Raw genomic sequence first — 20,098 nt, forward strand, 5'->3', positions numbered from 1 at the left:
TGGTACGGATTGACCGACATGACCCGGGTACCTCCCACCTCACCGTCGACGCACGGCGTCGCCCCGCACCGGATCACCTTGACGACCACCGCAGGAGGCGGACTGGCCGAACCGGACAGACCACAGACCGCGCTCACCGCCGGGGAACTCGCCCAGATCATCGTGCGGGCCGGCGGCGAAGGTCGTGACGTGCAGGTCCTGGTACCGGACGGCGCCCGGCACACCGCCATGCTGCTGGCGCTCGCCGACCGACTCGGTCGGGACGTGCTGATGGTCCCGGCCGGCGCGGTCCCGAGCCGACCGACGACGGACGCCGACGAACCGACCCCGGTGGACCGGACGACCGGTGCCGTCGTCGACTGGCTGCTCGTCCAGCCACCGTCCATGTCGACCAGCCTGCCCGGTTGGTACGGCCTCGACGGTGGTCGGGTCCGGCACCGTCGAGGCTGGGCCACGCTGCCACTGCCCCGGGGTCTGTCGTTCACCACCCGCGAGGCGTTCCCGGTCGCCCGGGCCGCCGCCGCCCGGCTCGGCGGTGGACATCCCGGGCTGGCCACCATCGCGTTCAGCGTCGACGGCGACGCGCCGCTGCTGTGCCGTCACGACGGCATGCGCACCGTGGCCTCCGGCACCGACCTGGCCGCGGCGCTGGCCGCCGTCCCGCTGTACGGCGGCGACCTGCGGGTCTGGCCACAGGTGCCAGACCATCAACCGGCTTCCGAGCAGGACTCCCCCGTCGGCGGCGATCCGGCGGGCCGGATCAGCGACCCGGCGGGCCCGCGCGTCGACCCGGCGGACCGGGTCCTGTACCCCGACCTCGGCGCCGAGGTCACCGCCGGCCTCACGGCGTACCTGACCGAACTGGCGGGACGGGTCGGAGCCACGGTCTGGGCACCGCCGACCGGCAGCCGGGTCGTGCTCCTCGACGGGGTCCGTGACCTCGCCATCCGTGACCGCGACGGCCATCTGCGCGGCTGGCAGGCGTTCCGACCGCCCGGTCCGGAACACCCGGACCGGTTCTGGTCCGACCGCGACGGACGGCTCGTGCCGGTCGGCGGCACCATGGACGCGGGCGGGTCGGACGCCGACATGGCCGGCGACGAGCCGCCGGCACCGGCGGCCAGCGGTGCCGAACTGGTCAGCGTGGCCTCCGAGGCCCGGCAGGCCGCGTTGCGCCGCTGGAAGACGGTCCAGCGACGCGACGGACAGTTCCGGGTCGAGCTGGCGGTCCTGGACGACGGACGGTTGGCGGCCCGCCACGGCGACGGCGGGCTGCTCGCCCTCGGGCCGCGGGAGCTGCAGGCGCTGCTGCGTCGAGCCGGCTGGACCGGCCAGGACCTGGCGCTGTTGATCTCGGTGCCGCCGGAGCGTTTCGGCCACCTGCGGGCCCACGTGACAGCCCTCGCCGACCAGGTTCCCGCCGAGATCTGGGTGCCGGAGCCGGGGGCGCGGCTGGCCGTGGTGCAGGGTCAGCCGCGGTCGCTGCGGACCGCCGGCGAGCCGGCCCGGTGGTGCCGGATTGCGCCGGCCGCTCCCGGTGCCACCGATCTGGTCACCGTGTCCGGACGGTGGCGCAGCCACGACGGCTGGCTGGTGCCCGCACCGGCGTCGGCGCTGGTACCAGCGCCGACGCCGGCCGGCCGGGACCGAACCGCCACCGACCCGCCGGTCGGCGACCTGCCGCCAGCCGGCCAGCGTCCGTCGATGGTTCCCGCCGCCCGGGGCAGCCGGGGACACGGCGTGACCTGGTTGCCGGAGCGGCCCACGGTGAACGCGGAGCCGTTCGAGCTGTACGTCCCCGTTGGCCTGCCCGCCGCCCGGATCGCTGCGGACGGGCTGCCCACCGCGGAACTGTTCGTCGTCGGCCAACTCGACCCCGACCGGCTCCGCTCCACCCATCCCGGCGCGGTGGTGCTGCGGTTGTCGGTCGCCCCGGGCGGGGCGGTGGCGACGACCGGGCTCGACGACACCGCACCCGCCGACGTCCGCCACCTGATCCGCGGGGTGGACAGCTACCTGTTGCCGGCCGGCTGGTTGGACCGGGTCCAGGTGACGCAGGGCTGGACACCGACCGGCCCTGGCGAGTGGCAGGCACAGTCGGAGCTCGCGCCGACCCCGTTGCTGCTGCGCTGCACCGGCGCGCGGCACGGCGTCGACGGCCTACCCAACGAGGTGGTCCGATGGCCTGCCGGCCGGCGCGGCAGTACGGCGTACGCCCTGCTCCCGGCGACCGGCGCACCGGACGACGACCACGTCGCGTTGCGCGATGCCCGGCCGGACGTCCCGGGTGCGCCGGCACGGCTCGTGCAGTTGCGCATCGAACCGGGGCAGGCCGTGGACGTGGCGGCCAGCGCCGCCCGGATCGCAGCGTTGGCCACCGTACGGACCCGGCTGGTGCGGCTCAACGCCGCTGGTGTGGAGTGGCTGTTGCCGCCGCGCAACTACGACCGGGCAACGGTGACCCGGGTGTACGACGCGGAAGGTGACCGGTGGGTGCTGCGGGCCCGGCGGGTCGAACTGCCGCTGGCGACCCTGCTCACCCAGACCGGCTGACCGGAGCGAACAACCGCCATGGTGAATCAGCTGATGACTGCTCGGGCGGCGGCACCGGCACCTGCGGCGGCCCGGTCGGCGATCCACCGCGTGGTGCGACCGCCAGCACCAGGACTTCGACGCCCATAGCGCTCGCATAGGCCGACACGAAACCGCTGTTTGCGGCAGTGACGTCGCCGATGATCAACGCCACGGTGCCGGACAGGTTGGTCAGCGGGGCGGTCATCATCGCCAACTGGCCCGGCGTCACCGGCACCTGCCGGGTCCGGCCGTCGGCGTCCTGCACCGGGGCCAGGATCTGGTCGCCGGCGCCGCGTACGACCGCCGCCGGTATCTCACCCGGGGACAGCAGGTCGACCGGCGACAACCGGACCAGGTCCGCCTCGTCGAGCAGCGCGAGTCCCGTCCGGTCGCCGGTCAGCCGGTGGCCGAGCACCTGCTGCCCGTCGAGGTACCAGTGCCGGTCCGAGGCCCTGGTCAGTTCCGCTTCCCCGGTGGTCGGCTGCGAGGCATCGACCGGCGTCGGCGGCGCTGTCACCGACTCGGACGACGGGGTCAGCGCGGCGAAGATCGGATCGTGCTGCGGGTCCACGTCGGCCGCCATGGGCGGGGGGTGAGCGGACGGCAGGGACGGGGTCCCACCACGGGCCGCCGACGGCCCCGCCCTGCGGGGCTTGACGGTGACATCGGACGCCGCGTCCGAATCGGACTCGGACGACGACTCGTCCTCGGACGAGTCGACCCCGGCCTCCGGGTCCGACGCGGCGCTCACTCGGGGATCACCCACCGGTGCGTCATCCGACTCCGAGTCTTCGTCCGAGTCGGATTCGGAGTCGCTGCCGGAATCAGCCTCGTACCCGGCCTCTGCCGTGCCCGAGCTGCTGCTCGACTCCGCGTCGGCTGTGATGTCGCTGCCCGGCGGCAGCGGAATGTGCGCGGGCAGACGCGCCGGCGGGTTCGCCGACATGGCCAGGAAGCCGTCCGGGACGTCGATGACGAGCGTGCCGGCCGGGCCGGACACGTAGACGGTGACGTCGTAGCGGTACTGGTAGTAGCTACGCACCGACTCGACGTTGCGCTCGGAGACGTCCCCGATCGACAGCTCGCCACCAGCCTCCCGGGACTGCTCGACGGTGAATGGGGCGTCCGTGCCGAGCCGTACCCCCTTTGCGACGTCACCCCGGCCGGACGGCCCCAGCGTCACCGTGGTCCTGGACCCGCTGCTGGTCCCGGCGCTGGGCGACGCCTCCTTCTGCCCGTACCTGCGGCCTTTCTTCCGGACGGTGAGCGGCTCACCGGTCGACGACTCGTAGTACTGGACGGCCCGAATGTCAATATTGACGGTGATGTCGGTTCCGGGGATTCGGTACCCGTCGTCGAGTAGATCCCACACCCGGGACCGCATCGTCGACCCGTCGGCGTGGTCGCCGAGCGCCAGAGCGACCACGCTGTGCCACGGCAGGCCCGGAACCCGGCCGTTGATCACCGACGTCGGCGAGAGTTGTGCCGGCAGGGTGGTCAGACCGGCGAACGCGCGCACCAGTTGGGCGACCTTCACCAACGTCCAGGGGTGCAGGGACTGGTCCGCGAGCAGGTCCCGGTTCGCCTGCGGACGGCTCGCCGGCGGGGTGCCCCAGTGCACCGGCGGCGCGGCGGGGAACCCGGCAGGTCGCTGCGCGGCCGAGGAGACCCACCGCCCCCGCTGGTCGGCGGTCTCGGCAAGGTACGTCGGAACCAGCAGCTTCGCCGTGCCGGTGAGCGGGGCCGCGGTGGCGCTTTCCCAGTCCCATTCGCCAAGTCGGTTGTCGAACCAGATCTGCCGAGCCCACTGTTCGCCGCCGTCACGCAGTGAGGTGGTGAGGAAGAACGTCTCGCGCAGCGTCGCGGAGATCAGCTGCATCCAGTACGGCTTGTGGTTGGTCAGTCCGATCCGTACCTCGAACTCCATCGGCTGGATGAACTGGGTGGCTCCGCCCTTGACACCGACCCGGAAAATGTCCTTGTCGTCCTGGGTGACCCCGAGGTCCGACTCGTGCTCGCGGGAGTAGGCCAGACCACCGGAGGCACCGGCGTCGGTGGCGTCGGTGGGCTTGCCGTAACCCTTGATCTTGACGACGGTCCAGGTCCACTCGTCGCCCTGGTTCTCTGACCGGGAGGACCCGTCCAACGCCTCGCCCCGCAACAGCAGGTCGACGTCGTGCCGGCTGCCGCTCGCCGTCGGCGCACCGGCGAAGCGACCGGTCACCTCGATCAGCATCATCCGCAGGTTGCGCAACGGACTCGGCACGACGAACAGCCCCCGCACGCCGGATCCGACGAGCGCGGTCCACTGGTTCTCCAACGGCATCGACGCGAACTGGGCACGCACCGCACGGCGCAGCAGGGTGTGGCGGTTGCCTGCCGGGATCAGCCCTTTCGTGCGCATGGTTTCTTCGATGAACGTCAGAACGGGGCCGGCCTGTAGCCGTTCCGGGTGGCCAAGAGCCTGCGCGAGATCCGGATCCGAGTAGATCGCGACGGGTGCCGCGGGCGCCGTCGCCGGATCGACGCCGGTCGCGGGAGCCGGCGCGTCAGTGCCGGTCACCGGAGCCGGCGGGTCGCTACCGGTCGCGGGGGTCGCCGGATCGGTTGGCCGCGCGGGCAGTGGCAGGCTCAGTTCGTCGGCGATCTCGACCGGCATCATGAAGTCGAGTCCACGCGGCACCTTGAGGTAGCCGGTGTGGGTGGTGGTGGTCGGCTGGTCCGGCCGGTCGGGCTGGAAGAGGTCCTTCAGGTCGTTCCACTCCACGATCGACGCCTCGATCAGGACGTCGCCCTGGAAGATCCCTTGGTCGCCGCCGTACGTGGCACGGCTGATGTCGGCGCTGCCGGCGCTTTCGGCGTTCTCCTCGCCGGTGGACCACTTCCGGCCGACACCGGCGATCTCGACGTCGGCCCGGCCGATCGCGGCCTCGTCCCCACCGCTGGGGTTGGGGGCCAGGTAGCTGCCGCTCGGCGCGAACCCCACCTTGTTGGAGGAACCCTTCTCGGCGCCCAGTTCGTGCTTGCCTACGCGCTTGAGGTAGTGCTCGATCTCGACCGTCCCGGAGACACGGCCAGTACCCGGCGGTACCACCCGGGCCCGGATGATCAGCACCATGTGGGAGGTGATGCCGTTGTCCAGCGAGACGATCCAGCCGCGCCCGTCGGTCAGCTCGGCGAAGTGGGCGTTGAGGTGGTTCGGGATACCGATCTGCCACAGCTCGCGTGGCCAGTTCAACGGATCGTCGAACCACTCCTGGGACTGACCGGTGGTCTGCCGGTAGAGGTCGGCTGCCAGCGCGACCAGCTCCGGCATCGTCACGAAGGCGGTCTCGACCGCGTTGACGCCGTACAGGTCGAAACGCACGAAGTCGACCGAGTCGATGTCCTCGCGCATCGCCGACCACTGCGCCAGGACGGCGGCGCCGGAGGTCAGGGTGTTCGCTCTGCGGACCTGGTCGAGGGTCAGCGGGGTGTCCGGGATGTGCTCGACCGGAGTGACGATGCCGGCCTCCGAGCCGAAGACCCAGGTGTGACGTTGCGCGCCGACCTTCGACTCGCGGATCACCAGCACGTAGGCCACACCGTAGCCGTTGTCGATGACGTCACCGGTGGTCTCCGTCCGGCGGTACGACTCGACCGACACCGACCGGTCGTCGTTGTGCCCCGCCGAGCGGCCCTTCTCCACGCTGAACGGCAGCGCGACCCGGCCCGCCTTGGCGACCGGGATCACCGGACCTCCGCTGAACGCGACGGCGACGCTCGCATCGTCGGCGATCGTCCCGGAGTGGCCGTGCGCGACGATCGTCCGGGTGTTGACGCTCATCGGGTACTGGCTGCTGTCGCGATGCTCCTCCAGGTAGACCGTCAGCATGATGTCGTAGTCCTTGCCGCCGACGGTGACGGTGAACGGGTCACCAGCCAGGTGGCGGTTGAGGTCGGCCTCCAGCGATGGACGGCCCAGCCGCTGAACGATCGTCTGAGCGGTGTCCCGGTCCAGCCGTTGCACCCCGGCGATCAGCGGCAGCGCCCGCTCGATGGTGAGGACCACCACTTCGGACCTCGGTAGCGACACCGGCACCCCCCAGCCGGTACCGCGCCGAGTCGCCAGCGCGAGCGGCTCACCCGCCGTCGGGGCAGCGATCCTCCTACCCCGGTAGTGCGGTACGGGAACCGCCGGCCGGGCTCGCGGCTGCGACGGCGGCGGGGTCGGCTGCCGCGGGTTGCCCGGCGGCGAGACGCCGAGCAGCCGGTCCAGATTCTGCCGAGGGCGGTACTGGAACGGTTCCAGTGGCCCCGGCCCGGTGCGCGTCCACCGCGTGACGCCCCGGGACAGCGCGCTACCGGCGATCGCCCGTTCGAAGCTCGCCCGCTCGGGTTCGGCCACGCCCAGTTCGGCCGGCACATCGCTCAGTGAGACGGAAGCGAGCCGCTGGCCGTCCAGTTCGGTGTGCAACGCGACCCGGTAGTGGACGAGGTAGCGTGCCTGATCGGATCGGCGGACCAGCACGACATGATTGGACACGTCGGTGCTGAGGTCCAGGGCCAGGCTCTCCCCGCCGGAGACCTTCAAGTCGACACCGAGCGTCCCGGTGGCCCGTTGGCCGGTCCGCCCGATCGTGTCGGTGCCCGGGTCGACCATGCCGATCGCCGTGAACGACGGGTCGAACGCCAGTCCGCTGGTGGCAGTCGCTTCGTCGCTCTGGCTGAGCACGACACTCATGTCGTCGCGCACCTCGACGCCGGGAGCTGAACCGATGTACTGAATCTTGGTGGGTGTGATGGTGAGGCTCAGGTTGCCGGTGAGTCCGCCGACGGACAGCGCGTCGGTGCGGACCCCGTTTGACAGCAGATGCGTGCTGCGGTTGATCAGACTGCGTTCGTTGAGCAGCTGGCGGGTGCCGGCTTCGGCGACAGCGACCCGCTGCTGCGGTGTCAACCGGCTCCTGGCGAGCTGCCGGTGCCACTGGATGACGAGTGTGGTCAGACCGATGGCGTTGAGTACCGGCCTGGCCCGGGTGACTCGCTGCCGCTCCAACTGCTGCGGCGCCGGGGTGGTCTCGCGTGCCCCCGGCCACCCGTTGTCCCGTCTGGCGTACTGCTCGGGCACCACGACCGTCAGTCCGCTCCGTTCGGGTGGCGCGGTGCCGGTGGAGCCGAACTGTCGGCCGTCGGCGTAGACGTCGAACCGCAGGCCGACGTCGAACATCTGCCGGTTCTTGACGAACATCTGCCGCCCGGCGACCAGGGTTCGGTTCTCCGTACTGGACGTGTCGAACCCTCCTTCGAGCTTGAACGGGAAATTGAACATCAGCCGGCTGATCCGTCTGGCGAAGCCACTGAGCCCAACCAGCATCAGATCCATCGGCGCGGGTATTCCTCGGTCGACCCCGCCACCGCGCGAGGTGTTCGTCGACCCCGAACCGAAGACCACCTTGTACGGGGCCGGTCCGGTCCGGGTCCGCTGGTGTGGCCGGCCGTTGTCGATGACCGGCCGGATCCAGACAAGCCGGTCACCGGCCTGTACGGTGATCCCCTGCGCGAGGACCCGGTCCCACTTCTCGAGGAACTCGCTGTATCGCTCGTCGATGAACGGGTCCGGGGTGTTGTCCGCCGGCCCATCCGTCGGCGTGGGCGGCAACGGGGGCGCGGTATACAGGTCGATCAGCGCGGCGCGGACCGCCCGGCGGATCGCGTCCCGCTGGCCGGCCGAAAAGATGGCGGATGTCGGACCGGACACAAGGTCATGCAGAAGTCGGCCGACGACGTCCTCCGGCCGCTGGCCGGGTGGGGGTCCTGCCTGGTAGGCGTACATCTGGCCGAGCGCACCGTCGAACTGGGTGTACCAGGGCAGAGCGGGTGGCTCGGCGAACAGTTCCGGCAGGTCCAGGTCATCCGGAAAGTCATCCGGCTCCTCGGCGGGCGGCTCCGCAGGCGGCTCCGCGAACAACGCCGGCAGGTCCAGGTCATCCGGGAAGTCATCCGACCTCTCGGACGGACTCCCCGCTCCGCTACCGATTTCGTCGCCCTCACTCCACTCGTCGTCGGCTTCGGACGCGTCCGAATCTTCGACGTGGGGCGGTAGCGCGCCCGACATGACCGGTGGCCGGCGTACCTGCGGACGGACCGTGTCGCCGTCGTCGCTGGCCTCGTGGTCGGAGTCGTCGTCCTCGCTGGTCTCACCATCCGAGTCGGGCTCGGATTCCGGCGCGTCGGTCGTCATGGTCCGCTGGTCCACCGGGCGCGGACGACCGGCCGGATCGTCGAGTTCGATCCCGCGCTGTCCGGCGGCCGTCGGGCGGTCGACCGGGGTGGGAGCCTGCGACGTGGTCGGCGGACGGTTCGCAGCGGCCGGCGGCTGCTTCGGCGCACGTGGCGCGTACTCGTCGGCGGCGGGCCGGACCGGCCGGTCCACGCCGTGATAGCCGCCGTCCTCGCCGACCGGCCCGATAAGGACGTCCAGCAGATCCAGATGGCGCTGCCGCAGGCCACCGTCGCGCCACAGGTGCCACTTGTCGGCCGGCGTCGCCACGTCGTCGCCGGTGGGCTTGGGCGCGGTGAAGTCGCCGAGCAGGCTACCGGGGATCGACCCGCTGCCGGACCTGTCATCACGCAGGCCCAGTTGGTGAGCGAGTTCGTGGGTGTAGTACTCCGCCTGCGCGTCGGCCCACCACGAGTACTGGTGCATCTCCTGGTCCCGGTCGACCAGGTTCACCGTCAGGTGTGCGCTGTCCGGTGAGTCGGCGCGCAGCACGGTGACATGCAGGCGGTCGCCGTTGCCCAACTGATGGCCGGGACTGTTCAGGTGCTCGCGCACACCGGAGGCGAGTCGGTCGTGGACAGCGTCGACGCCGGCCGGCCCCGCCCCGGTGCTGTCGTCGATCCACACCCGGACTTCGAGATCGGTGAACCATTGACCGTCGTGGAACACCCGCCGCGCGTCGAAGCCGGACCGTACGACCAGCTGCTGCTCACCGTCGGGGCCGAACCGGTGGACCGGATCGCCCCAGGAGTGCGCGCGCACCCCGACGCTCGCGTTGTCCCTGGCTGACGTCCAGGCGGCGTCACCCGGGAGCGGTGGTGGCGTCACCGGTGTGACCACCGGGGATGGTGGCGGCTCCGGTGGGGTGACCGTCGGCTGGTCTGACACGTCGGCCCCGTGCCGAACCGGGTCGGCTCGTACCAGGGCCTGGGCCGCCTGATCAGCGGGCGGCTCGTACGAACCACCCGGAGGTACTGCTGACGCAGCGTTCGGGACGGCCGGCCCAGCGGTGACGAGCGGCGCCGGCGGCGGTACCGGGCCTGGAGACGGCGGCGGTACGGAAGGCGCCAGGGGGTCCGGAATCGTGGCGGGGCCGACCACTGGCGGCCGGGGCGCTCCCGCCGACGCGGATGGCCCCGGCTCGGGGCGGTGATCGGATCCGTTGATCAGGCTCGGGCGATCGGGCCGGTCAGGTGTCCGCTCCCCCACCGGGCCAGGGCCGGGCACCTCGCCTGCGCTCTTCTCGTCGGCCACCGGACTCTGGCCGGACGGCGGCGGGGGCGGCGGCTGCGACGTCCCGCCAGGCGGCGGGCCGGTGGTGCCGCCTCCGACGACCGGCACCGGGCCGAAGGTCAACTGGCCGAGCCAGTTGCCGAGCGGCTGCGCGACCTTGATTTCGGTGATGCTCTGCAGGACCGCGGCGGTCGCCGCGAGCCCGGGCATTCCCGGGTCGATGTCGACCCTGCCGTAGACAGCCGCCCCGGAGATCACCTCGCCGAGGGTCTCGCCGATCGCCGTTCCAACGGCCACCGACGTCAGGATGATCGGTAGCCGCAGGTGACGTACCGGTGATGGTCCGCCGCCGGTACGCGGGCCCGGACCAGGTCCGCCGGTCGGGCCCGGTCCGGGTCTTGGACCTGAGCCATCAGGACCACTGGCCCCGTCCCGTTTCACCGGCGGCGGGACCTTCTCGCCGAGTCCGCCGATGCCGGGTCGCGGCCCGCCGCCCGGCGGGTCGAGGTCGAATCCCCCTGGGCCGTCGCGACCCAGTCGCGGTGGTGGCAGGAACTTGCGCAGCAGGCTGTCGGTGATGACGTGCTGGAACAGGCCGGAGAAGTAGCCGCTGACGAATGACGACGCGCCGTGCTTGTCGTTGAAGCCCCCGCGGTTGCCCTTCTTGATCTGGTAGTCCTGCACGCCGTACGACATGCCGGTCTCGATGACGCCGTCGATCGGGCCGTAGATGAACACTCCCTGGGTGACAGTCTTGAACCAGGGCGAGTTGATGAAGGACTTGAACCAGGGGGTGTTGACGACGGTCTTGAACAGCGGCGACGAGGTGATCCGCAGGATCAGCCGTTGGATGCCCAGGCGGATCAGCATCCGGGTGATGGCGAACTTGACCGGTAGCAGGGCGGTGGACAGCCCGAAGCTGAAGTAGGCCATCGCTGCGGCGATCGCGATCTCGACGAGCAGCACGATCAACTCGGCGATGATCATGAGCTTCATGTACTCGGCTTCGGTGGCGACCTCGCTGGCGAACGCCGCCAGCGCACGTGCCTGCTCGGCCGCGCCCTCCAGCACGGAGATGTCGCCGGAGACAAACTGTTCCATGTGCATGGCGAAGGCTTCGGCGGCCTGCCCGTCGAAGGACCGGCGGACGCCGGCCACCAGGAACTCGACGTGGCCCTGCAGCTCACCGAGATCGCCGGCGACCTCGAGGTAGAGGTCCTCAACGGTCCGCAGGATGTCCTCGTTGATGTCCGGCATCCGGGAGCCGGTGAGGACCATGAACAGGTTGTTGACCTCGTCCGAGGGCTGGATCGCCACCGGTCACCCCGCTGGTGGTGAACTCACCACCGGCGACCTGCGCCGCCGGCGTCCACCTCGCCCTGGTCGAAGATGTTGCTCACCTGCTGGCCGTTCTCGTCGGTCATCAGCAGCACGCCACGGACCTGTTTGACGAGGACCTTCAGGTTGTCGGTCGGTCCATCGACCTTGGAGCGGTAGGTCTGGGCGATCTCGTCGCCGGTGTTGCCCGCGCCGGCGAGGTTGAGCTCGTGGATCTGCTCGATCGTGTCGCCGAGCCGCGCCAGGACCTGCTCGGCCTGGCCGAACCGCGCGAACCGGTTCCGCAGGTCCGAAGGAACCACCAGCTCAGACACGCGACTCCCCCGACCGACATCGGGCCACCGGACGCCCGGCCGGCAGCGCTGCGGCAACTCTGCACGGTCAACGTGACAGATCACCTACCAGCGGCGCCAGTGGGCATCTCCCTAGTTCCGACCCCGGGGGTCGGCGTCGAGTCCGCCGGCGGCGCGGGCGGCGCGGCGGATCGGGCCGAGCAACTCCTCCAGCGGGTTGTCACCGACCATGGTGTCCCGGATGCCGGTTCCGCGTTCGACGAACGACCGCACCACCTGATCGGTTTCGGCCGCCATCTTCTCCCGGGCCTGCCGGTAGGCGCCGAGGATCGCCTTGGCCAGGTCGGGGCCGGCCATCGACCGGTACGCGGCGCCGTGGAACTCGATGTCCTGCACATCGCCCTGCGCACCCACCACCACGGTGATCGCCCGGTCGGCAGTGGTGACCGAAGCGTTGCGCTCCAGTAACGACCGCTGCATCCGGGCCAGGTCCTCCTGGTAGCGACGGACCTCTGCCATGCCCTGTTCGATCCGGGCCTCCCACGCGGAGGTCATCAGCCGCCCAGGATGTTGGTGCCGCGACGATCCGAGTCGATGTGGATGTTCTGCATGTCGCCCAGCGCGAGCGCACCCTTGCCGAACGAGTTCTGCATCTGGGCGTCGGCCTGCGAGACGGCGACCTTGAACGCGTCCCACTGGGGGCGGGAGCCGTCGGCGGCGAAGGTCTGCTCGAACGGGGTCAGACCCTGCATGAGCTGCTGCATGGCGTTACGCATCTGAGTCGTCGCCTGCACCATGTCGTCGATGGCCTGACTGAGGCCCGGGTGGTTCAGGTGGATGTCGGCCACGGCCACTCCTTCGGTGAACAGACCGGCTGGTCGCCTCAGGCCCGGACACTACGGCGTACCCAGGCGGCGAGGCCAGCGTCGGGCGACATCCGGACCGCGAACTCTAGTGACCACCCCAGGCTTGTGCCCGCTGTCGTGGAGCCCGCCGCACCCGCCGGTATCCTGGTGCGCGAAACGATATTCCAGGTACGGTCCGCGGCGTCGGGGCCACCATAAGGCGTCCGGTCCACGACAACGTGACGGGACGGCGATGCCCGCGTGACGCGCCAGGTGTTGACGGTCGACCCGTCCCGCCCCGGGGGCCACCGCACGATCACCGACGCTCTCCGCGCCGCCCACGCCGGCGCGTTGATCACGGTCGCCGCGGGTCAGTACGACGAGCGGCTGTCCATCACGACCGTGGTCACCATCGTCGCCGCCGACGGACGTGGTTCGGTGCGGATCACCACCCGCACCGGCCCGGTGGTCCGGGTGCTCGGCGAGGCCGTCAAGCTGTCCGGCCTGGTCCTGCAGGGACAGGATGCCGAGAGCGCCACCCTGGAAGTCCTGCGCGGTCAGGTGGAGACGGACGACTGCGAGGTCGTCGGCGCCGGCTGGACGGCGGTGCTGGCCGCCAACCAGGGCGCGGTGGCGATGCGCGGCTGCCGGGTGGTCAACCCGGAAGGCGCCGGGGTGGTCGACACCTCCGGCGCAGGCAGTGTGCTGGAGGACTGCGTCGTCGAGCACGTCGGCACGTCGGCGCTGGTGATCGCCGAACGCGGCGATCCGGTGGTCCGCCGGTGCGTGCTGCGCGACGCCCGCGGCAACGGCATCTGCGCCAACGGGCAGGGCCGGGGGTTGATCGAGGACTGCGAGGTGTCGGCGACCGACAAACCGGCGATCGCTCTCGAACAGCAGTGCACCACGCGGATCCGGCGGACTGCCGTCCGGGACACCGACATCGGTGTCTACGTGACGAGCAAGTCCCGGGTGACGCTGACCGACTGCCAGATCAGCGACACCCGTAGCCACGGCATGGTCCTCGGTGACGTCTCCGACCCGGTCGTGGACGGGCTGCGGATGGACCGTCCCGGCGGTCACGGCATCTGCGTGGTCGAGCAGGCCCGGGGCACCTTCAACCGGTGTGAGGTCACCGAGGCACGACTGGACGGGCTGTTCGTGAAGGGCGCCGCCGGGCCGGTGCTGACCGACCTGACCGTACGGCGGTCCGGCGGCTGCGGCGTCGCGGTGCTCGAGCGGGCCAACCCGCAGTTGCACCGGTTGACCGTCGACCAGGGCACCGGGGCGGCGGTACGGGTCGACGACTCGGCGACCCCGCTGCTGCGCGACTGTCGACTGACCGGGACCGACGGTCCGGGTCTGCTGATCGAGGGCGGCGGTCAGGGCCGGATCGAGGGCGGTGAGATCGCCGACACCGGGGACGATGGAGTACGGGTCACCGGCTCGGCGCACCCCCGGCTGACCGCGGTGACCGTCCGCAACGTGGCCCACAACGGCGTGTCCGTCGCGGGACGGGCCCGGGTGACCGTGACCGACTGCGAGTCCACCGGAGCCGGCGGGCACGGGATGCTCGCCGACGAGCAGGGGCAGCTGGTCGCCGACCGGAGTCGCAGCCTGCGTAACCGTCGGCACGGTGTACAGGTCGCCGGCGCGGCCCGGGTGTCACTCACCGGCTGCACGGTAAGTGAGAACAGCGGCGACGGTGTCCGGGTCGACAGCGCCGAGCCGGTGACGTTGACCGACTGCCAGCTGACCGGCAACCGGGGTGCCGGCCTGCGCGAAGGCGTCGGCGCCGCCCGGGTCAGCGCCGACAACGTGGTGGACCGCGACAACGAGTCGGCCGCTGCCACCGGCCCCGACGGGCTCCCAGCGGACTCCGGCCCGGGCGACAGTCCGCTGCGGCAGTTGCAGGCCATGGTGGGGCTGCCGACGGTGAAACGGCAGCTGACCAGCCTCGTGGACCTGAACCGGATGGCCCAGCGGCGGCGGGCCGCCGGTCTGCCGGTGCCACCGACCAGCCGGCACGTGATCTTCGCCGGCCCCCCGGGCACCGGCAAGACCACCGTCGCCCGGCTCTACGGTGGCATCCTCGCCGAGCTCGGTGTGCTGCGCAGCGGGCACCTGGTCGAGGTCGGCCGGGGCGATCTCGTCGCGCAGGTGATCGGCGGCACGGCGATCAAGACCACCGAGGTGTTCACCGCCGCGCTCGGCGGGGTGCTGTTCATCGACGAGGCGTACACGTTGACCGCGCAGGAGTCCACCGGCGGGCACGACTTCGGTCGGGAGGCGGTCGACACCCTGGTCAAGCTGATGGAGGACCACCGCGACGAGGTCGTGGTGATCGCCGCCGGCTACTCCGACGACATGCGCCGGTTCGCCGCGTCCAACCCCGGGCTGGCGTCGCGGTTCAGCCGGACCATCACCTTCGACGACTACACCAGCGACGAGATGGTGACGATCGTCGGCCGACTCGCCGAACAGCACCGCTACCGGCTCGGGCCGGGCACCGCCGAGGCGCTCACCGCCCACTTCGACCGGATGCCGCGGGACCGGACGTTCGGCAACGGTCGGACCGCCCGGCAGACCTTCGAGGAGATGGTGGACCGGCAGGCCGGCAGGCTCGCCGCCCAGCCCGACGTGGACGGCGACGAGCTGACCACGCTGCTGCCGCCCGACGTCGGCGAGCAGCACACCGCCGGGCCGGACCCGGCGGACGCGCCCGGCCCGGTCGAGCGGCTGCGTGGCATGACCGGTCTGCAGGGGGTGAAGGACGCCGTCGAGGATCTGGTCAACCTGCTGGCGGCGGCCCGGATGCGCCGCGCCGCCGGGCTGCCCGCGATGTCGATCGACAACCATCTGGTGTTCGCCGGGCCACCCGGGACCGGCAAGACGACCGTGGCGCGACTCTACGGGGAGCTGCTGACCTCACTCGGGTTGTTGCGGACCGGGCAGCTGATCGAGGTCGCCCGGGCGGACATCGTGGGTCGCTACATCGGTCAGACCGCGCAGCTGACCCAGGAGGCGTTCGAACGCGCCCGGGGCGGGGTGCTGTTCATCGACGAGGCGTACACCCTGACCTCGGCCGGCGGCGCGATCGCCGACTTCGGTCAGGAGGCGGTCGACACGCTGCTGAAGCTGATGGAGGACCACCGCGACGACGTCGTGGTGATCGCCGCCGGCTACTCGACGCAGATGCGTCAGTTCCTGGCATCGAACCCCGGGCTGGCGTCCCGGTTCAGCCGGACCATCACCTTCGACAGCTACTCGGACGACGAGTTGGTGGCCATCGTCGAACAGGCTGCGGCCGCCGACGGGTACGAGTGCGATCCGCGGACCGTGTCGGCGCTGCGGGAGCACTTCGCCGCCGTACCCCGGACCGAGACGTTCGGCAACGCCCGGTACGCGCGGACGCTGCTGCAGGCCATGGTGACCCGGCAGGCCGGCCGGCTGCTCGCCCGGCCCGGGGCCAGCGTCGACGAGCTGCGGCTGCTGCTGCCCGACGACCTTCCGCAACGCGTCGGCGTCGGCTGAGCGGGCCCGGCGCTGGCTGCCGGGCCCGGTGGATCGGGCCCGGTCAGCCGACCGGGTCCGTCGGCGGGTCGGGCTCGATGAGTGCCGTCTGCACCTCGGTCACCCGCCGCCGGGTGATGTGCTGCGCCCGGCCGGTCGGCAGCACCCGGGGCCGGACGTTGTTGAACAGCATCCCTTCGGCCGGTGGGCAGGACAGCAGCAGGGCCGGGCTGTTGACCTCCATCAAGGTCCGCAGCAGCGGGTCCATCATGGCCCGGGACAGGCCGTTTGCGCTGCGCGCCACCACCAGGTGCAGGCCCAGCTCCGTGCCCTGGGCCAGGAACTCCAGCAACGGGCCGAACGGGTTGGCCCCGGACGAGTTGGACACCATGTCGTAGTCGTCGACCACGAGGTAGAGTTCCGGGCCCTGCCACCAGTCACGGCGACGCAGTTGAGCCGGGGTGATGCTGGAGTCGGGCAGTCGCTGGCGCATCGCCCGGGCCACCGACTCGACCATCTGCTTGATCCCGGACGCCGACACGCCGTAGCCGAGCTGGTGCTCGGTGGGGATGGCGTCGTAGAGGCCGCGTCGCACGTCGACCGCCATCACCCGGGCCTCGTCCGGGCGGTACCGGGCCACGACGGCTGCGGTGACCAGCCTGAGCAGATTCGTCTTGCCGGTCTCGGCGTCACCGGCGACGACCAGGTGCGGGTTCTCCTCGAAGTCGTGCCACTGCACCCCCAGGGTCTGCCCCTCCCAGCCGAGCGGCACCCGCAGCGACCCGTCCGCCGCCGGCAGCCGGTCGGCGGTGAGCACCACCGGCAGCATCCGTACCGCCGGGGCCCGCCGGCCCGGCCAGGCCGCGTGGACCGCGTCGACGGTGGCGGCCACCCCGTCACCCGGGTCACCGGCGTCGCGGACCAGATGCGACAGCCGCGGCAGCGCGGTCAGGAAGTGCAGTTTGGTCTCGGTGATGCCCCGGCCGGGGATCTTCGGCACGGTCTGCGCGACCCGCATGTTGACCATCGAGTCGACGGCGTCGCCGAGCCGCAGTTCGAGCCGGGTGCCGAGCAGGTCCCGCAGGTTGGTGGAGATCTCACCCCACCGGGCCGCCGCCACGACCAGGTGCACGCCGTAGCTCAGCCCACGGGACACGATGCTGGTGAACGCCGGGGTGAGGTCGATCAGGTCGTGCCGGACGGTGGCCCATCCGTCGACGACCAGGAACACGTCACCGTGCGCCTCGTCCGGGAACTCGCCGGCGGCGCGCCGGCGGCGGAAGTCGACCATCGAGTCCACTCCGGCGGTGGCGAACAGCCGCTCCCGGCGGCTCATCACCTCTAGGACCTCCGCGATGGTACGGCTGATCCGCTCACTGTCGAGCCGACCGGCGACCCCGCCGACGTGCGGCAGTCGGGCGACGCCGGAGAGCAGGCCGCCGCCGAAATCCAGGCAGTAGATCTGGACCTCGTCCGGGGTGTGCGACAGGGCCAGGCTCATGATCAGCGTACGGAGCAGGGTGCTCTTGCCGCTCTGCGGCCCGCCGGCGACGCCGACATGTCCCCCGGCCCCGGCGAGGTCGACGGTGAGCAGGTCCCGTCGCTGGTCGAAGGGGCGGTCCACGACCCCGACCGGGACGGACAGCTGGGCCGGATCCGGGCGGCGGCGCCAGGTCAGCCCGCGCGCCGGGTCGGTGGTCAACGCCGGCAGCAGGTCGTCGAGGGACGGCGGGTCACCCAACGGCGGCAGCCACACCTGGTGCGCCGGCGGACCGCTGTCGCGGAGCCGGTCCAACGCGGTCTCCAGCAACGACGGCGCCTCGTCGTCGGTGCCGGACTCGCCGGAATCAGGTTCTGTCGGCGGTGGTTGGTCGGCGCCGGGCGGGTCGACCCAGCCGCTGCGGTAGGGCAGCACCCCGGTCGCGACGCCGGCTCCCGGGTCGGAACGACGGGCCGGCCGGTACCGGCCCGAGACGTAGGCCGCCTTGAACCGCACCATCGTCGTCACATCGGTCTTGAGGAACCCGTTGCCCGGCTGCGACGGCAGCTCGTACGCGTCCGGCACGCCGAGGACGCCACGACTCTCCATCGCGGAGAAGGTCCGCAGACCGATCCGGTACGACAGGTGCGACTCGAGCTGGTGCACCCGGCCCTCGTCGAGCCGCTGCGAGGCCAGCAGCAGGTGCACGCCGAGGCTGCGACCGAGCCGGCCGATCATGACGAACAGGTCGATGAAGTCCCGGTGCGCGGCGAGCAGCTCGCTGAACTCGTCGACCACCACGAACAGGCTGGGCAGCGGGGCGAGTGCCGGGTCGGTACGGGCGCGGCGGGCCGCGTAGTCGGCGGCGGAGGTCACCCCGACCCGGCGCAGCACCTCCTGGCGGCGGACGATCTCGCCGTTGAGGGCGTCCTCCATCCGGCCGACCAGCGCCTCCTCATCGGCGAGGTTGGTGATCACCGCCGAGGTGTGCGGCAACTGGTCCAGCCCGAGGAACGTCGCCCCGCCTTTGAAGTCGACCAGGATGAAGTTGAGCTCCTCCGACGAGTGGGTCAACGCCAGCCCGAGCACCAGGGTGCGCAGCAGCTCCGACTTGCCGGACCCGGTGGCGCCGATCAGCAGCCCGTGCGGGCCCATCCCGCCGCGTGCGGACTCCTTGATGTCGAGTTCGACGGCGCGCCCGTCGGCGGACACCCCGATCGGGACCCGCAGCCGGCGTTCGGCCGGCCAGAGCCGCCACAGCTGCGCCGGCTCGTGCCGGTTCAGGTCGGCGATGCCGAGCATGGAGGTCAGTTCGACGTCGGCGGTCAGCGCCTCCCCGCCGTCCAGCCCTCCGCTGAGTCGCAGCGGGGCGAGCGCGGTGGCGAGCGCGGTGGCGGTCGCCGGGCCGAGCCGGGTCGGGCGGCCCAGCACGGTCACCCGTTCGGACTGGTCGGGGGCGGCGGTGACGGATTCGACCTGCTGCGCAGAGATCCGCAGCCAGAGCGTCTGTGCTCCGGTGCGCCACGGCAACGCGCCGACCAGGTCCAGCACCGTGACGTTGCGGTACCCGTCGTACCGGATCCGGTGGTTGTCGGGTACCTCGACGCCGTCGAGCAGAACGACGACGTACGGCTCGTCGACACTGGCGACCGCTTCGGCGGTGAACCCGCCTCGGGCGGCGAACTCCTCACCGAGCAGACGTTCCAGGTCGGCCACCCGGTCGGTGAACAGCCGGACCGGGCCGGCACCGTCGTCGTCGGCCGGGTGCAGAGCGTGTGGCAGCCACTTGACCCACTCCCACCGTTGGCGCACCGCGCCGTCGGCGACGACGACGATCCGGGCCTCCTCCGGCCCGTGGAACACCGCCAGTTCGGCGAGCAGGGCCCGCACGAGCGCCACGGCGGTGGGCCGGTCGCCGTGCAGCAGCACCCGGGCGTAGCGGGCGAGCGTCACGGTGATCGGCTGGTCCGGCACGGTGCGGTACGCCTCGACGAAGCGTCGCAGCGCGTGGGCGGACAACGGTTCGAGGTTCTCCACCGGTTTGGTGTGCAGCGGGTGGAAGCGCAGCCCGAGTGGCTGCACACCGGTGGCCACCCGGACCTCGGTGAAGTCGTCGTGACTCGGTCGACGTTCCCACATCCGGGAGGTGCCGACGAAGTTCGGCAGCGCCTGCGGATCCGGGTGGCGCCACTGCTGGGCCCGATGGTGGCTGATCACGGCGGCTCGCACCTGCCGGCGGATCCGGCTCAGGTAGCTGAGGTAGTCGCGCCGTTCGCCGTGCAGCTGTCGTTTCCGGTCGCGTGCGGTCCGGACCACCTGGCTCAGCACCATGGCCAGGGCGGCGATCAGGATCAGGCCCACCGCGAACACGGTCAGGCCGGCACCGCCGCCGCCCACCGGCCGCAGGAAGATGATCACCATGCCGAGTGAGGCGAGCGCCATCGGCAGGTAGCTCAGCATCTGTGACAGGCCGCTGACCGGCTCGGGAAGCTCCGGTGGCTCCTGGAGGGTCATGTCACCCTCGACGGCTTCCGGTCCTGGTGGCCGCGGCGGCCGTCGG

General features: G+C 71.5%; 7 protein-coding genes. 2 read left to right on the forward strand and 5 right to left on the reverse strand.

Features of this window, described 5'->3' with window-relative positions; translation table 11 throughout:
• Positions 1 to 18 precede the first annotated feature (18 nt).
• A complete protein-coding gene (locus EDC02_RS10180; protein WP_123601724.1) occupies positions 19 to 2,553 on the forward strand; it encodes a hypothetical protein in 2,535 nt (844 codons plus the stop codon).
• Here the strand turns inward: EDC02_RS10180 and EDC02_RS10185 are convergent.
• The 4 genes from EDC02_RS10185 to EDC02_RS10200 all read right to left on the reverse strand — a co-directional run bounded on the left by EDC02_RS10185 (position 2,537) and on the right by EDC02_RS10200 (position 12,548).
• The gene (locus EDC02_RS10185; protein ID WP_123601725.1) at positions 2,537 to 11,386 is read right to left on the reverse strand and encodes a hypothetical protein; all 8,850 of its coding nucleotides are present in this window, start codon (positions 11,384 to 11,386) and stop codon (positions 2,537 to 2,539) included. The genes EDC02_RS10180 and EDC02_RS10185 overlap by 17 nt on opposite strands.
• Positions 11,387 to 11,409: 23 nt before the next feature.
• Positions 11,410 to 11,721 carry a hypothetical protein gene (locus EDC02_RS10190; RefSeq protein ID WP_123601726.1) on the reverse strand — a complete coding sequence of 104 codons (312 nt, stop codon included), beginning with the start codon at positions 11,719 to 11,721 and terminating at the stop codon, positions 11,410 to 11,412.
• A gap of 111 nt (positions 11,722 to 11,832) precedes the next feature.
• Positions 11,833 to 12,255, reverse strand: coding sequence for a YbaB/EbfC family nucleoid-associated protein (locus tag EDC02_RS10195; protein WP_123601727.1), 423 nt, complete (start codon positions 12,253 to 12,255; stop codon positions 11,833 to 11,835).
• Positions 12,255 to 12,548, reverse strand: a complete 294-nt coding sequence (locus EDC02_RS10200) for a hypothetical protein (protein WP_148083391.1) — start codon at positions 12,546 to 12,548, stop codon at positions 12,255 to 12,257. The genes EDC02_RS10195 and EDC02_RS10200 overlap by 1 nt, the downstream gene beginning before the upstream one ends.
• A 258-nt stretch (positions 12,549 to 12,806) precedes the next feature.
• Between EDC02_RS10200 and EDC02_RS10205 the strand changes: the two genes are divergently transcribed.
• The gene (locus tag EDC02_RS10205; protein ID WP_123601729.1) at positions 12,807 to 16,079 is read left to right on the forward strand and encodes a right-handed parallel beta-helix repeat-containing protein; all 3,273 of its coding nucleotides are present in this window, start codon (positions 12,807 to 12,809) and stop codon (positions 16,077 to 16,079) included.
• Between the two features lie 43 nt (positions 16,080 to 16,122).
• Here EDC02_RS10205 and eccCa read toward each other — a convergent pair whose 3' ends face one another.
• Positions 16,123 to 20,052, reverse strand: coding sequence for a type VII secretion protein EccCa (gene eccCa / locus EDC02_RS10210; protein ID WP_199757832.1), 3,930 nt, complete (start codon positions 20,050 to 20,052; stop codon positions 16,123 to 16,125).
• Between the last annotated feature and the right edge of the window lie 46 nt (positions 20,053 to 20,098).

It is taken from the genome of Micromonospora sp. Llam0, assembly GCF_003751085.1.
GTDB lineage: Bacteria > Actinomycetota > Actinomycetes > Mycobacteriales > Micromonosporaceae > Micromonospora_E.

Excerpts from the sequence above, each read along its gene's own strand:
- EDC02_RS10195 (WP_123601727.1), bottom strand. The coding sequence starts at position 12,255 with ATGACCTCCGCGTGGGAGGCCCGGATCGAACAGGGCATGGCAGAGGTC.
- EDC02_RS10180 (WP_123601724.1), top strand. The coding sequence starts at position 19 with ATGACCCGGGTACCTCCCACCTCACCGTCGACGCACGGCGTCGCCCCG.
- eccCa (WP_199757832.1), bottom strand. The coding sequence starts at position 20,052 with ATGACCCTCCAGGAGCCACCGGAGCTTCCCGAGCCGGTCAGCGGCCTG.